Genomic DNA, 14856 nt, shown 5'->3' with positions numbered 1-14856 from the left:
GGCCGCGGGTCGGATTGCTCACTTCAACAGCTCCAGGTTCGCCGGCTTGTCGTGGGCCACGCCGAGCAACTCGCAGACCGTGCCGCACAGTTCGGTCTGCAACGGGCGCAGGTTGGGGTTGAGGCTGAAGGCGTCGCCCAGCAGGAACAGCGGCACTTCCCGTTCTTCGGCCAGCAGGCCGTTGTGGGAGCGGTCGTTGTTCATGCCGTGGTCGGCGGTCACGATCACCTGGTAGCCGTCATCGAGCCAGCCTTGCAGGTAGTCGGCGAGGATCACATCGGCACCCCGGGCGCTGTTGCGGTATTGGGCGCTGTCCAGACCGTGCTTGTGGCCGGCGTCGTCGATGTTCATCGGGTGCACCAGCAGAAAGTCGGGGCTGTGTTGCAGGCGCAGGCTTTCGGCGTCGGCAAACAGGTGCGAGTCGGGGTAGTGGTCGACCCAGTAGAAGTGGCCGTGTTGGATGGGCAGTTCCGGGCGTGCGGTGTGGCGATCGCGGTGGGCGTCGAACGGCGTTCGGTTGTACAGCTCGCTGACCCAATGGTAGGCCGCCGCCGCGGTGCTCAGACCGGCGGCAGTGGCATAGTGGAAGATGCTGCGCTGGTTGGACAGGCGCGAGACGTTGTTGTGGACGATGCCGCTTTCAATCGGCGGTACGCCCGTGAGGATGCATTCGTACAAGGGGCGGGACAGTGCCGGCAGGGCGCATTCAAGCTTGTAGAGTACGGCGCGTTCGGCGCCGACGTAAGCATGCAGGTGGCCCATGGCGTGTTCGGCAACGCTGTAGCTGAGGCCGTCCAGCAGGACCAGGATGACTTTGTGGGGCATGGTGTTGTGGTCCTCTGGAAACTATGAAATCGCGTCGCGGCGATCGCGGGCAAGCCCTGCTCCCACAGATTTTCAGGGTGTAACCTGAGGGAGCAGGACTTGCCCGCGATGAAGGCGATGCGTTCTTGATGGAAAACACGATCACCCCATCAATTCATCTCGATGATCACCTGCTCCTGCCACTGCTGCGGCAGGGCCTTGGAACTCTTTTCCCAGGCATCGGGCTTGGTGATCGGCTTTACGCTCTTGTACTGCTCGTTGGGCAGCAACATGGCCTTGACGTCGTCGGGCAGAGTGATGTGCTCGGCGCGGATCGGTCGGGCGTGGCCTTTGGCAAGGTTGATCTGCCCGGCATCGCTGAAGATGTACTCACGGGCCAGCTTGGCCGCGTTCGGGTGCTTGGCGTATTTGTTGATGAGGGTGGTGTAACCGGAAATCACTGAACCATCAGACGGAATCAGCACGTCGAAGCGCTTGGGATCGATCTTTTCGCGGTAGCTCAGGCCGTTGAAGTCCCAGACCACGCCGACTTCCACTTCACCCTTTTCCAGCGACTGGATGGTCGGGTTGCCCAGGGACAGGCGCTTCTGTTGCGCCAGCTTGGTGAACAGCTCGATACCCGGGGCCAGATTGGTCTCGTCGCCTTTCATGGCAATGGCAGCGGCCAGCACACCGTTGGCGGCCTGGGCAGCAGTGCTGACGTCGCCGATGGTGACTTTGTACTTGGCGTCGGGCTTCAACAGATCTGCCCAGCTGTGGGGCTCATCGCCTTCCTTGACCAGTTGCTTGTTGATGATGAAGGCGATGGTGCCGGTATAGGCCAGCATCCAGTGCCCGTCCTTGTCCTTGGCCCAGTCTGGCACTTGGTCCCAATGGGTCGGCTTGTACGGTTGGGTCACACCCTTGGCCACAGCGATAGGGCCGAAGGCTGCGCCAACGTCGCCAATGTCGGCGCTGGCGTTGTCTTTCTCGGCGTCGAACTTGGCCACTTCCTGGGCCGAGCTCATGTCAGTGTCCATGTGCGTCAGGCCGTACTTGGCGGTCAGGTCGGTCCACGTGCCTTTCCAGTTGGCCCAGTCATCGGGCATGCCGACGCTGTTGACCATGCCTTCGGTCTTGGCCGCGGCCTCCAGGGTTTTCAGGTCGGTGTCAGCAGCCATGGCCGCGGTGCACAGCGCGATACTCGAGCCTAACAGTGATGCCAGGAAAAGCTTTTTCATTCGAAGCTCCTATGGACGACATTCAGACGCATTTTTTTATGGACGACCGGCGATTACTGGTCTAGGTCAGCAATACCTGAGCCAATTTAGGCGCTTGCCATGACAATATTATTTCGCAAGGGCTGGCGCAGGGTTTGCAGCAGGCGTGTGGCGGACCTTGGAAGATAAGCGTAGACCAGTTTCAAATCCTTGATCTGCAAGGCTTCCCCGGTAACGCAGGTAACCATTGGGCGGGGCTGTCACCTGTCAGTCATTTAAATTGCCTAGGCTTGCCACACCCGCTCACAGGGTTGGAGCGGTGCATGCAGTGCCCAAAAATAGAGCTGGTCTAGTCCAGATAAGGTGGGAGTGATGCAAGAGAGTGCGCCGCGAGCGGTGACCGCCATCTGCAACGCGTTGCAGGAGCAGATCGAGCATGGGCTGTTGTCGTCCGGTTGCAAGCTGCCGGCCGAGCGCAAGTTGAGCGAGGTGTTTGCCACCACGCGCATCACCCTGCGTGAAGCCTTGGTGCAATTGGAGGCTCAAGGCCTGATCTACCGCGAAGAGCGCCGTGGCTGGTTCATCTCGCCGCCCCGGTTGACCTATGACCTGATCCGCCGCAGCCACTTTCACGCCATGGTTCGCGATCAGGGCCGCGTGCCTTCCACTCAATTACTCAGCGCCCGCCTGCAACCGGCGCCGGCGGCGGTGTGTGAAGCCTTGCAGTTGCCGCCGCTGTCCAGCGTGATACAGCTCTGTCGCACCCGGCGCATCGACGACCGGCTGGTGCTCTATGTGGAGCACTACCTGAACCCGCAGTACTTTCCGGAGATTCTGTTGCAGGACCTGAGCCAGCCGTTGACCGAACTCTATGCACGGGAATATGACATTCAATACGGCCGAGTGCGTTTCGAGATGATGCCCACTGCCCTGCACGCGGACGCGGCAGGGGCCTTGAAGGTGTCGGTGGGCAGCCCGGGGTTGCGCATCACCCGGGTCAACCACGATCAGCGTGGGCGGCTGATCGATTGTGACCTGGAGTATTGGCGCCATGATGCGATTCGCTTGAGTGCGGATGTGATGCCTGGTACCTGACCTGTGGGAGATTCCATGGTTGCCTGCAAACCCCCTTGCACCCACAGGTTTGCATGGCATCAAACCGCCTCTGGCTTCTCCGCCATACCCGTCACCACCTGCACACTCAACCTGGGTGTCGCGATGTCCATGCCGGCTTCATCGAGCTGACGCTTGAGCGCCAGGTTGAACGCCCGCGAGACTTCCCACTGCTTGATCGGCGCGGTCTTGACCCGGGCGCGCAGGATGGCGGTGCCTTGGTCGAAGCTCTCCACACCCTGCAACTCCAGTGGTGACCAGATGTTGCGTTTGATCAGTGGGTCGCTGCGCATCTTCTGGCCGACTTCGCGAATCAGCTTGATGGCGTCATCGATACTCAGGTTGTGCGGAATCGCCACGCGGAAAATGGCATAGCCGAATTCCCGGGAGTAGTTCTTGATGCTCTTGATTTCGCTGAACGGGATGGTATGCACGATACCGTCGATGTCCCGCAGGCGCACGGTGCGGATGGTCAGGCCTTCCACAGTACCCAGGTGCCCACCGACCTCGACGTAGTCATCGATGGCCAGCGAGTCCTCGATGATGATGAACAGCCCGGTGATCAAATCCGCCACCAGTGACTGTGCGCCAAAACCGATGGCCAGGCCGATGACACCGGCACCGGCCAGCAACGGCGTGACGTTCATGCCCATGTTGGCGAGGGCGACAATGGCGGCAATGATCGCGATGCCAATGAACAGCACGTTGCGGATCAGCGGCATCATGGTTTGCGCACGGGCATTGGCCAGGCCTTTGCGCGAACGCATCAGCGCGTGCTGCACCGCCGTGTCAGCCAGAATCCACACCAGCCAGGCGAACACCAGGGTGCCCACGAGGCTCATCAGCTTGACGCTGATGTCATGCCCGTCGCCCTGGGTGAAACGGATCAACGACAGCCCCCAGACCCGCAGCCCCAGTTCGACGAACACCAGCCAGATCACCATGTGCACCAGGGCATAGATGAAGTTCTTCAGCCGGTCGGTGTACAGCGCATGGCGCCGGGTGTGCTTGGCCGGGCGCTGGGCGTGACGGCGAATCAGGCCGTTGATGACCATGCACAGCACCACCAGCACCGTGCAGATCAGCGATTGGCGCAGGGCGTCGCTGGTGTCGCCGGCCGAGAAGAAGGTGGCGAACAGCGAGATCGCCACCAGCACCATCGCCGGCAGGTACCAGAAGGTGCCGAGGATCTCGATGGTGTCGCTCAGGGCACGGCGGGTCAGGCGCCGGGACAGTGGCTGGTTGCGGATCAGGTGCGCCACCGGGCGGCGGAAGCGCAGGATGAACATCCCGGAACAGATCGCCGCCAGCACGTTGGCCAGGGTTGCGGCCACATAGGCCAGGTGCCAGCCCAGCGCGCTGATCAGTCTTGGGTCGTTGAACGCCTCGCCCAGCGCGGCGAAGCTGCCGATCAGCCACAGCGGGCGGAACGCCTGGTGGCGCAGGATGTACAACGCCGCATGCCGGTGCGGCCCGTCGAGCAGGGAAAAGGCAATGACACAGATGGCCGAGAAGCAGGTGCCTACCACCAGTGCATAAGCCAGCACCATCGCCAGGCTCTTGCCCAGGGAACTGGGCAGGGCGTAGCCGACATACACGGTGATGATCAGCGCCACCAGCCACGGGCCGAGCTTGCGCAAGGCAAAGCGCGCCAGGTCCCAGGTGCGCGGGTTCTGCGGCAGCTCTTCGGTCAGGCCGAAACGCACCCGCAGGTGGTGACTGAGCCAGATCAGGGCGTAGGCCAGGGCGCTCCACACTGCGATGATCACGGCAAAAGCGGCGATGATCGGTGGCCACTGGTTGACGGGCAGCACCAGCGCCTGGAGCTCGACGTTGGCCAGTTCCAGCTCATTGCCCCAGCGCTCGAACGGACTGTCCTCGCCGGCGAACTGGCTTTCCAGGCTGTTGAGTGCATTGCCGATCAGGCCGAGCACGCCTTCTTCCTGAGGCGGCTGGGCCCGTTGTGTGGAGTCACGCAGTTTTTTCAGGTCGTCCAGCAGCTTGCCACGCTGCTGGTCGCTTTCCAGGGTCTGGATCACTTCATCCAGCGACTGGCCCAGGGGCACGGTTGCTTCCGGATGAGGTTTGGAACTGCCGGTCAGCAGACTGGGCAGGCCGGCGGCAAAGCCTTGGGTGAAGAAACAGCACAGCGTCAGTGCAAGGGCGACCCGCAGCCAGCGCATTTACGGCAGGTCCCGGGAGGCGAAGAACGCCCCCAGTACCTTGACCAGATGCCCCAGATCATGACTGCCCGCCAGCTCGCGGATCGAGTGCATGGCAAAGGTCGGCACACCGATGTCCACCGTACGCACCCCCAGGTGGCTGGCGGTGATCGGGCCAATGGTCGAGCCACAGGCCATGTCACTGCGCACCACGAAGCTCTGCACCGGCACTTCTTCGGCCATGCACAGGTGGCGGAAGAACCCGGCGCTTTCGCTGTTGGTGGCGTAGCGCTGGTTGCTGTTGACCTTGATCACCGGACCGGCATTGAGCTTGGGGCCGTGGTTGGCGTCGTGTTTGTCGGCATAGTTGGGGTGAATGCCGTGGGCGTTGTCGGCCGAGATCAGCAGCGAACGCTGCAGGCTGCGCACGTAGTCGTCGCCGTCAGGCAGCAGGCGCTGCAGGGTCTGTTCCAGCATCGGGCCGTCGGCGCCGCAGGCAGAACTGGAGCCCACTTCTTCGTGGTCGGTGCAGACCAGCAGGCAGGTTTCTTCGCCCTCGGCCTTGATCAGCGCTTGCAGGCCGGCGTAGCACGACAGCAGATTGTCCAGCCGGGCACCGGCAATGAAGTCGCCGTGCAGGCCAACCACGGCAGCCGCCTGGGTGTCGTAGAAACTCAGCTCGTAATCCAGCACCACGTCGGCATTGAGGCCGTGTTCGCGGGCCAACTGGTCGGTGAGCAAGGCGCGGAAGTCCGGGCGCTCGTCACCGGCCACCTGAGCCAGAATCGGCGGCAGCTCGTTCTGCGCATTGATCGCCCAGCCCTGGTTGGCTTCACGGTTGAGGTGAATGGCCAGGTTGGGGATGATCGCGATAGGTGCCTTGAAGTCGATCAATTGGCTCTCGACCTTGCCGTCGCGGCGGAAGGTCACGCGGCCTGCCAGGGACAGATCGCGGTCGAACCAGGGCGCGAGCAGGGCACCGCCGTAGACTTCCACGCCCAGTTGCCAGAAACCCTGACGCTGCAGCTCGGGCTGCGGCTTGACCCGCAGGCAGGGACTGTCGGTGTGAGCGCCGACCAGGCGGATGCCGCTGATCAACGGAGAGTTGCGGCCCATGCGCCAGGCGATGATCGAGGAGTCGTTGCGCGTGAGGTAATAACGTCCACCGGGGACGATGGCCCAGCTGTCGCGCTCGTCCAAACGTTGAAAACCGGCGGCTTCCAGGCGATGGGCGAGGCTGGCAGTGGCGTGGAAAGGGGTGGGGGAGGCCTTGAGAAAATCAATCAGGCCCTGGTTCAATGCTTCGCGCATAAGAGGCTCCAGACGGCAATGGGCGCGAGTTTAGCGTATCCGCAGTCATTGGTGGCAGCTGTTCCCGAGCAAGCTCGCTCCTGCACGAGCGTGAAGGACCGAGCGTGCTCGGGAGCCTCTAGAACGGTGCCGGACACTCGAACCGCACCCGCTCGCCACTCACCGGGTGGGTGAAACTCAGCAGGCTGGCATGCAGGCACAAGCGCGGATACGCTGCCAACGCCTCCGGGTGGGCATACAAGCCATCCCCCAGCAACGGGTGCCCGATGGACAGCATGTGCACCCGCAGCTGATGAGAGCGGCCGGTGATCGGGGTCAACTCCAGACGGCACCACTGTTCATGGCGTTCCAGCACCTTCCAGAACGTCAAGGCATGCTTGCCCTGTTCGTGGTCCACCACATGCCGAGGTTTGGTCGGCGGGTCATAGCGCAGCGGCAGGTCGACGCTGCCACTGTCCAGGTCCGGCAAGCCCCAGGCCAGGGCGGTGTAGGCCTTTTCGGTTTCCCGGTCGTGGAACTGACGGGACAGCTCGCGGTGGGTGTCGGCATCGCGGGCCAGCAGAATGATGCCGGAGGTTTCCCAATCCAGACGATGGACGATGCGGGCTTCGGGGTAGCCGTTGTCCTGCAAGCGGGTGATCAGGCAGTCCTTGTTGTCGTCGGCCCGGCCGGGCACCGAGAGCAGCAGGGTGGGCTTGTCGATCACCAGAATGGCGGCGTCTTCGTGGAGAATGCGGATGTTGGATAGGGGCATGGCGGGGCTACACTTTTTTACGGACCGTAGGAGCGCGCGAAGCCCGCGATGGGGTTATTCCCCATCGCGGGCTTCGCGCGCTCCCGCACGTCGTTATCGCTTAACGGTCGGGCAGGGTGATGTTCAGTTCCAGGATCGAGCAGCTGCCCTGGCTTTCCAGCGCCACCTGAACCTGGTCGCTTTCGATGTTGACGTACTTGCGAATGACTTCCACCAGCTCTTGCTGCAAGGCGGGCAAGTAGTCCGGAGCGCTGCGCTGGCCGCGTTCATGGGCGACGATGATCTGCAGACGCTCTTTCGCTACTGACGCGGTACTGCCTTTTTTGCGGTCACGAAAGAAGTCAAAGATATTCATTCACGGCCTCCAAACAGGCGCTGCAAGAACCCCTTCTTCTGTACGTCGAGGAAACGGTGGGCGACGGTCTTGCCCAGCAGGCGGTCGACGGCATCGCTGTAGGCCTGGCCGGCGTCGCTCTGGTCGTCGAGGATGACCGGCACGCCCTGGTTGGACGCCTTGAGCACGGCCTGGGACTCGGGGATCACGCCCAGCAGGCGGATGGCGAGGATTTCTTCCACGTCTTCGACGCCCAGCATCTCGCCCTTGCTCACGCGCTCGGGGTTGTAGCGGGTCAGCAGCAGGTGTTCCTTGATCGGGTCTTCACCCTTCTCGGCGCGGCGCGATTTGCTGGCCAGCAGCCCCAGCATGCGGTCCGAGTCGCGTACCGATGAGACTTCCGGGTTGGTCACGACAATGGCTTCGTCGGCAAAGTACATCGCCAGGCTCGCGCCTTTCTCGATACCGGCCGGGGAGTCGCAAATGACGTACTCGAAGCTTTCCTTGAGTTCGTTGAGGACTTTTTCGACGCCTTCCTGGGTCAGGGCGTCCTTGTCGCGGGTCTGGCTGGCGGCCAGCACGTAGAGATTTTCCAGGCGCTTGTCTTTGATCAGGGCCTGGGAAAGCGTGGCTTCGCCGTTGACGACGTTGACGAAGTCGTACACCACGCGGCGTTCGCAGCCCATGATGAGGTCGAGATTACGCAGACCCACGTCGAAGTCGACGATGACGGTCTTGTGCCCGCGCAAAGCGAGGCCGGTACCGATGGCGGCGCTGGTGGTGGTTTTGCCCACGCCACCCTTGCCGGATGTAACCACGAGAATCTTGGCCAAGGTGTATCACCCCTAGTGAAAAAGGGATTGTTAATCCCGAAAAAAATGACTTGAAAAAAACAACAGTGATGGCGGGTTCATCGTGAAAAAACCGACTTCGCGAACCCAATGCCGCGCTATTGAAAGTTGCTTGGAAAAAGGCGGCAGTATCCGTTAAAGGCGGGTGATGTTCAACACATCTCCCGACAAACTCACTTGCACTGGCGAACCCCAGAGCGGATCGCGGCGCAGGTCTTCGGAGACTTTGTACTGACCGGCGATCGACAATAATTCGGCGCCCAGTTGCTGACAGAAAATGCGTGCCTTGCGGTCGCCCTTGATGCCGGCCAGGGCCCGGCCACGCATGGGGCCGTAGACATGGATATTGCCATCGGCGAGAAGTTCCGCACCGGAGCTGACCGAGGAAATCACCAACAGGTCGCCGCCCTGGGCGTACACCTGCTGGCCGCCGCGCACCGGGGTGGTGATCACCCTGGTTGGCTGGATCGTGGGTTCCGGCGGTTTCTCCGGCTTCTTTTCTTCCAGCTCCAGCGGCCGCTCCCGGGCACCGGACGGTGGCAGCACCGGCAGGTCGATGGCGATGGCGGCGGCAATGTCTTCGATACGGCTGGCGCGAATCGCCAGGGTGCGCAGGCCGTGGTGGCGGCAGATGCGCATCAGCCCTGGCAGGTCGACGTTGCCCTCGCCGGCGGGCAGCTTGTCCAGTGCCAGCACCAGCGGGGTATTGCTGAAGAAGTTGGGTGCCTGGGCCACCTTGGCCGCCAGTTGCCGATCCAGGCTCTCGAGATTGTTGCGAGCCAGTTCCAGCACGGTGATGGCGAGCATGCTGCCCTTGAGCTGAAACACGGGTTCATGATCTTGCAGTTCGGTCTGGGTCATGTTCGGCAAAACGCGCTTTGTTACGAAAAGAGTGCGCAGACTTATAGCGAGAACCACCTCCAGCCGCAAGCCGCACAGAACCCATGTAGAATGCCCGACCTTGTTGTTTGTTCGGAATCTGTAATGGATCGCCCGCGTTTCACTCGTTCATTTCTTCACCCGCTCTATTGGCCGCTCTGGCTCGGACTGGGCCTGCTGTGGCTCACCGTGCAGTTGCCGTATCGCTGGCTGCTGGCTCTGGGCCGGGGGCTGGGGGCCTGCATGTTCGTGATTTCCACAGAGCGCCGCATCATTGCCTCGCGCAACCTGGAACTGTGCTTCCCGGAAAAATCGCCCCGTGAGCGGCGCCGGCTGTTGAAGGAAAACTTTGCCTCCACCGGCATCGCTTTTTTCGAAATGGCCATGAGCTGGTGGTGGCCCCGCGCCCGGCTCGAACGCCTGGCCCATATCCAGGGCCTGGAGCACTTGCAGGCGGCGGCCGCCGAAGGGCAGGGCGCGATCCTGATGGCCCTGCACTTCACCACCCTCGAGATCGGCGCCGCGCTGCTGGGGCAGCGCCATACCATCGACGGCATGTACCGTCGGCACGACAACCCGCTGTTCGACTTTATCCAGCGCCAGGGCCGCGAGCGGCACAACCTCGACTCCCTGGCCGTGGAGCGCGAAGACGTGCGGGCGATGATCAAGCAGCTGCGCAAGGGCCGCGCCATCTGGTACGCACCCGATCAGGACTACGGCAAGAAACAGAGCATCTTCGTGCCGTTCTTCGGCATTCCGGCGGCGACGGTACCCGCGACCACCACTTTTGCCCGGTTAGGCAAGGCACGGGTGATCCCCTTCACCCAGAAGCGGCTCGACGATGGCAGTGGTTATCAGTTGGTGCTGCATCCCCCGCTGGAAGATTTCCCGGGGGAGAGCGAAGAGGCCGATGCGTTGCGCATCAACCAGTGGATCGAGGTGGCGCTGCGCGAGTGCCCGGAGCAATACCTGTGGGCACACCGGCGGTTCAAGTCGCGACCGCCGGGCATGCCCAGGCTCTACCCAAGACGCCGCAGCGCCTAGGCGCTCAGCTGATCACTCGGCAATCTGCAGCTTGCGCGCTTCGGTGTACACGTAACGGACCTTCTCGTATTCGAACGGCGAGTTCGCCGAGCCGTAACGGAAGTTGTTGGTGTAACGCCTGTCCACGACGCGCAGGGCCCAGATTTCCGGATGACGATCGCTTTCCTGGGAAACGTTCAGGAAGTTGATCTGGGATTCGGCCGTGAAGTCGAACACCAGCCCGCCGGTGTCACGCAAGTTGGACGGGCCGAGCACCGGCAACACCAGGTACGGCCCGGCCGGCACGCCGTAGAAGCCCAGGGTCTGGCCGAAGTCTTCGCTCTGCTTCTGCAGGCCCATCCAGGTCGCCGCATCCCACAGGCCGGCGATGCCCACGGTGGTGTTGATCAACAGCCGTCCGGTGATGTCCAGCGAGCGTTTGCCCTTGAGCTGCAGCAGGCTGTTGAGCAGGTTGGGGACATCGCCCAGGTTGCCGAAAAAGTTGCTCACGCCAGTGCGCAGGAAGCTCGGCGTCACGTAGCGGTAGCCATTGACGATCGGCAGGAACACCCATTCGTCGAACCGGTAGTTGAAATGGTAGACCCGGCGGTTCCAGTTCTCCAGCGGGTCATAGACATTCAAGGCGTCGAGGGTCGAGCGCTCGAACTCCTTCTGGTCAAGGCCTGGGTTGAAGCTCAGGGTCTTCAGCGGCTCCTTGAAACCGTCGGTGTCCACCTTGGTGGTGCCGTCGGCAGCATGGGCCAGGCCTGCGGTCAGCAGGGCCGCGACAAACAGGATTGTTCTAGCCACGGAAGAACTCCAGCATCGCGTCGCTGTTGACGCGGTAGTTGATATTGCCGCAATGGCCGCCGTAGGGGTACAGGGTCAGGCGATCGCCAAAGGTGGTGCGCAGAAAGCCGATATCGCCAGGACCCAGGATCACGTCATCGGCGTTGTGCATCACGGCAATCTTCTTGCTGTCGTGCAGGTAGTCCTTGAGGGCGTAAAGGCTGACCTGATCGCCCAGCTGCAGTACGCTGCCGCCGTCGGTGCGGGCGCGCCACATCGGGATAACCTGCTCGGTCATGTAGCAATCGAAGTCGCATTGCAGGGCCCGACGCAGGTACGGCGTAAGGCTGCTGCCGACGGTGATCGGTGTTTTCGGCGGGGTAATCAGGCCGCGGCGGTTGATCAGGTCGCTGGTGAAGGCGATGTCGGCGGCCGAAAAGCGAAACGAGGTGCCGATCAGCATTGCCAACTGTTCGTTGGACAGGTGCTGTTTGGACTGTTGCAAGTCATAGATCAACGCGTCATTGAGGTCGATGTAGCCTTTCTGCTGGAAGTAGCGGGTCAGCTTGGCCAGCATCAGCTCATAGAACGTGGTGCTGTTGTTGATGCCCTTGACCTGAGTCTGCACCAATTTGTCCAGGTTGCCGATGGACGTCAGCAGGTTCACTGGCGGGTTGAGCAGCAGCACTTTCTTGAAGTTGAAGGCGCGGCGGGTTTCATCCAGCTTGCTGACAAACGCGGCATCCAGTGCTCCCAGGCTGTAGCCGGTGAGGTAGAACTCGGTGACTTTCAGTTCTGGATGCTGGGCGCGAACGGCCTGCATGACCCGGTACAGGTCTTCGGCGTCCTCGCTGCTGATACCTGGCGTGGCGAAGCGCGATGCCGCGCTCATGAAGTCATAGCTGGTGGGCGACGACAACTGCACCACGTTATAGCCGGCCTTGTAGTACAGCTTCTTGAGAAACTCGTTGAGGCTGCTGGTGTAAGGCGCACCGGTGCCGGCAATCAGGAAGATCAGCGGCGCGGGCTGCTTCTGGCGAGCCAGCCGATAGTGCAGCTTTTTTACCGCCCAGAAGTTGTCGGGCAGGGTGAATTGACGCTCCGGCAGCAGGTTCAGGCTGTAATCGGCCTGGTCGATGTCCTCATCCTTGGGCAGTTGCGGGCGCAACTCGACAGGGGTCGAGGCAATGGTCGCCTCGAACGGGTTGGTGAGCGGGTAGCCATAAGTGGCGGGATCGATGTCCCTGGCCATGGTGGACGCACTCAGGATGAGGCCACCCAACAGGGCAGCGAAGCGCAGTGATCGAAGCATGAGTTTGTCCCTAGGAGGAAAACGCTTTTTGATGTTCGGCAGTCAGACACTTACCGTAGTAGCAAGTTGCCTCACTCGTACGCGCCGGGCAAAATTTTTCTTCGCAGGCGGACGGCGCAGAAGATACACCTAATTGGCGGAGCCACAGCAGACGTGGTCGAGGTTTTTGCCTGCTATTTATCCGCTATTTACCTTGCATGGGGCGCCGGCGCGATTATGCTGGGCGGCTGTTGACCCGTTGGAGTGTGTATATGTCTGGCCGCGGCTGCGCGAGTGTTCTGTTACTGCTGCTGGCCGCTTGGCTGGCGGCCAGTTATGGCGTGCGTTACGGGCTGATGGAGAACACCCGCTGGGTCGGCGCTTGTGCCGACGATGCCGGTCTCTGGCAGTGCCAGGTGCGCTCGGGGCTGGGTTTGATGATCCACTTTGGGGTGATTGGCTGGTCGGGGCTGGGGCTTGCTGTGGCGGGGTTCCTGATCAGGGGCCGTATCGGTCAGGTGCTGGCCGGGCTGGCGTTGATCCCCGGGGTTGCCGCCCTGGTACTCTATACCGCCAGCCTGGCGGTGTTTGCGGTGGTCATTGCCGGTTTGCGGTTGGTCAGGAAGACTGGGTGAGTCAGCTCGCCCTCGTCACCGACCGCCACAACCCCACCCCCATGACGGCGCATACCAGCGCCCAGCACCATGCCTGCTGGTTTTCGAACCCCTCGCGCAGCAACTGGATCACAATCCCCACGACCACGATCGCCATCAACAACTTCAACTCGTTGACCGGCCCCCGCACGGGGCGCCAAGCGAACACCAGCGCCGGCAGCAGCAACGACGAGCTGGCAAAGCTGCGATAGCGCGGGTCGAAGACCATTGCCAGCATCATTACCGCTGCCGCGAAGCCGGCCATGCTCAGCCACCATGCGCGGCGCAGGTGCAGCCAGCCGTACAGCCGTTCGCGCCAGCCCTGACGTGAAGCCAGCCCCAACAGCGCCCAGACCAGCACCAGCAAGTTGAGCAGCACCAGCGCGCCCATCCATACCCATTCGCCGAAGAATCGTGCGTCGACCCACGAGGTCTCGCCCCAGACCCCGATGCACGCGGCGCCCAGTGCGGCCAAGGGTGGCGCCAGCAGGGCCGAACGTGCGCTGCGCACCGGTCCTGCCAATAGCAGGGCGGCCGCCATCAACAAGACGCTGAGACCCAGCCACCGCGGCCAGAGCGGCAGGTTCGACACCGGCCCCTCCAAAACTCCCTTGTCCTGGCGATCGGCATCGAACAAACCCCAGTAGCCGCCGACCGCTCCTTCGTTGGTGCGTTTCCACGGCTGGTCGAAGGCCTCGATCAGGTTGTAATGCCAGCCATGCTGTTCGGCCATGGTGGCAAAGGTGCGGATAAAACGCGCTTCGTTGACCCGGCTGGGCAGGGCGGTTTCGCGCTGGCGGCCCTCGCTGGGCCAGCCGGTTTCGCCGATGAGGATGTCCTTGGGCGCGTATTTCTTGCCGAAGGCCTCGCGCACGGCCGCCACGTGCGCCAGGGCGTCGTCGATGCCCAAGGGCTGATCTTCCCAGTAGGGCAGCAAGTGAATGGTCAGGAAGTCCACTGCGGGCGCCACCTGCGGGTACTGGTCCCAGAATTCCCAGACATCGGCGTAGGTGACCGGCTGCTTGACCTGACCCTTGACCTTGCGGATCAACGCCGCCAACTGCGTACCGGTCATCTCTTTGCGCAGCAGGGTTTCATTGCCGACGATCACCGCGCTGACGACATCCGGGTTGGCGTTGGCCGACTTGACCAGGGCGTCGATCTCTTTGCCCGTGTCCAACGGGTTGGCGTTGACCCAGGCCCCCAGCATGACCTTGAGGCCGTACTTGCGCGCAACCGCAGGAATGTTCTCAAGGCCGGTCATGGAATAAGTACGGATGCAGGAAAATCGAGCCGACAACAGTTTGAGGTCAGCGTCGACCTGCTCCGGGCGGATGCGAAAGCCTGGGTCGAACGGGGATTGGTCCTTCGCAAACGGTGTGTAGGAGGCGCATTGCAGCTTGTGCGAAGCGCTGGCCGCGTCCGCCAGCGGCACGGGTTTGCCTAGCCAGTACCAGCCAGCGCACAGCGCCAGAATGGAGACAACACAGGCCAGCAGATAGGGCCACAGGACAACGCGCAAGTTCGAAGACATGAAGACGCCACAGTGAAACAAAAGTGGCGCATCTTACCCGTATTTGCCCCGACCTTGAGCATGACCGGCAAAGTTCGAGCGAGCTTGGTGCACGCCTCGAAATCCGGACAACTGATGGCGTGGTGATGTCGTTTCTCG

14 protein-coding genes are annotated in these 14856 nt (G+C 62.2%); 3 read left to right on the top strand and 11 right to left on the bottom strand.

Features of this window, described 5'->3' with window-relative positions:
- Nucleotides 1-18: 18 nt before the first annotated feature.
- Nucleotides 19-825 carry an alkaline phosphatase family protein gene (locus HB675_RS04995; protein WP_213876275.1) on the bottom strand — a complete coding sequence of 269 codons (807 nt, stop codon included), beginning with the start codon at nucleotides 823-825 and terminating at the stop codon, nucleotides 19-21.
- Between the two features lie 149 nt (nucleotides 826-974).
- Nucleotides 975-2045 (bottom strand): ABC transporter substrate-binding protein, encoded by a 1071-nt coding sequence (locus HB675_RS04990; protein ID WP_213876273.1) that lies wholly within the window; start codon nucleotides 2043-2045, stop codon nucleotides 975-977.
- Nucleotides 2046-2396: 351 nt separating this feature from the next.
- Between HB675_RS04990 and HB675_RS04985 the strand changes: the two genes are divergently transcribed.
- Entirely contained in the window at nucleotides 2397-3119 is a 723-nt protein-coding gene (locus HB675_RS04985) for a UTRA domain-containing protein (protein WP_213876271.1), read from the top strand.
- Nucleotides 3120-3178: 59 nt separating this feature from the next.
- On the opposite strand, the gene HB675_RS04980 is transcribed toward HB675_RS04985, so the two are convergent.
- The 6 genes from HB675_RS04980 to minC all read right to left on the bottom strand — a co-directional run bounded on the left by HB675_RS04980 (nucleotide 3179) and on the right by minC (nucleotide 9410).
- A complete protein-coding gene (locus HB675_RS04980; protein ID WP_213876269.1) occupies nucleotides 3179-5320 on the bottom strand; it encodes a mechanosensitive ion channel domain-containing protein in 2142 nt (713 codons plus the stop codon).
- Nucleotides 5321-6610 carry a M18 family aminopeptidase gene (locus HB675_RS04975; protein WP_213876267.1) on the bottom strand — a complete coding sequence of 430 codons (1290 nt, stop codon included), beginning with the start codon at nucleotides 6608-6610 and terminating at the stop codon, nucleotides 5321-5323.
- Nucleotides 6611-6728: 118 nt separating this feature from the next.
- Nucleotides 6729-7364 carry an RluA family pseudouridine synthase gene (locus tag HB675_RS04970; RefSeq protein WP_213876265.1) on the bottom strand — a complete coding sequence of 212 codons (636 nt, stop codon included), beginning with the start codon at nucleotides 7362-7364 and terminating at the stop codon, nucleotides 6729-6731.
- Between the two features lie 100 nt (nucleotides 7365-7464).
- Nucleotides 7465-7719 (bottom strand): cell division topological specificity factor MinE, encoded by a 255-nt coding sequence (gene minE / locus HB675_RS04965; RefSeq protein WP_213876263.1) that lies wholly within the window; start codon nucleotides 7717-7719, stop codon nucleotides 7465-7467.
- Nucleotides 7716-8531 carry a septum site-determining protein MinD gene (gene minD / locus HB675_RS04960; protein ID WP_213876260.1) on the bottom strand — a complete coding sequence of 272 codons (816 nt, stop codon included), beginning with the start codon at nucleotides 8529-8531 and terminating at the stop codon, nucleotides 7716-7718. The genes minE and minD overlap by 4 nt, the downstream gene beginning before the upstream one ends.
- Nucleotides 8532-8684: 153 nt before the next feature.
- On the bottom strand, nucleotides 8685-9410 hold the full coding sequence (minC, locus tag HB675_RS04955; protein ID WP_213876258.1) for a septum site-determining protein MinC: 726 nt from the start codon (nucleotides 9408-9410) through the stop codon (nucleotides 8685-8687).
- Nucleotides 9411-9533: 123 nt separating this feature from the next.
- Between minC and HB675_RS04950 the strand changes: the two genes are divergently transcribed.
- Nucleotides 9534-10472: a lipid A biosynthesis lauroyl acyltransferase gene (locus HB675_RS04950; RefSeq protein WP_213876256.1), complete on the top strand. Its 939-nt coding sequence runs from the start codon at nucleotides 9534-9536 to the stop codon at nucleotides 10470-10472.
- A 12-nt stretch (nucleotides 10473-10484) separates the two neighbouring features.
- Here the strand turns inward: HB675_RS04950 and HB675_RS04945 are convergent, their stop codons facing one another.
- Both HB675_RS04945 and HB675_RS04940 read right to left on the bottom strand, forming a co-directional pair.
- On the bottom strand, nucleotides 10485-11261 hold the full coding sequence (locus tag HB675_RS04945) for an MlaA family lipoprotein (RefSeq protein ID WP_213876254.1): 777 nt from the start codon (nucleotides 11259-11261) through the stop codon (nucleotides 10485-10487).
- Complete coding sequence (locus tag HB675_RS04940; RefSeq protein ID WP_213876252.1) at nucleotides 11254-12552, bottom strand: serine/threonine protein kinase; 1299 nt, start codon at nucleotides 12550-12552, stop codon at nucleotides 11254-11256. The genes HB675_RS04945 and HB675_RS04940 overlap by 8 nt, the downstream gene beginning before the upstream one ends.
- A 251-nt stretch (nucleotides 12553-12803) precedes the next feature.
- Between HB675_RS04940 and HB675_RS04935 the strand changes: the two genes are divergently transcribed.
- Nucleotides 12804-13166, top strand: coding sequence for a hypothetical protein (locus tag HB675_RS04935; protein ID WP_213876250.1), 363 nt, complete (start codon nucleotides 12804-12806; stop codon nucleotides 13164-13166).
- Nucleotide 13167: 1 nt separating this feature from the next.
- On the opposite strand, the gene HB675_RS04930 is transcribed toward HB675_RS04935, so the two are convergent.
- Nucleotides 13168-14718 carry a glycosyl hydrolase family 17 protein gene (locus tag HB675_RS04930; RefSeq protein WP_213876249.1) on the bottom strand — a complete coding sequence of 517 codons (1551 nt, stop codon included), beginning with the start codon at nucleotides 14716-14718 and terminating at the stop codon, nucleotides 13168-13170.
- Nucleotides 14719-14856: the final 138 nt, after the last annotated feature.

The organism is Pseudomonas sp. dw_358, assembly GCF_018449655.1.
Lineage (GTDB): Bacteria > Pseudomonadota > Gammaproteobacteria > Pseudomonadales > Pseudomonadaceae > Aquipseudomonas.
The sequence above is the reverse complement of the archived record's forward strand: the minus strand, read 5'-3'. Positions and strand labels throughout refer to the sequence as shown.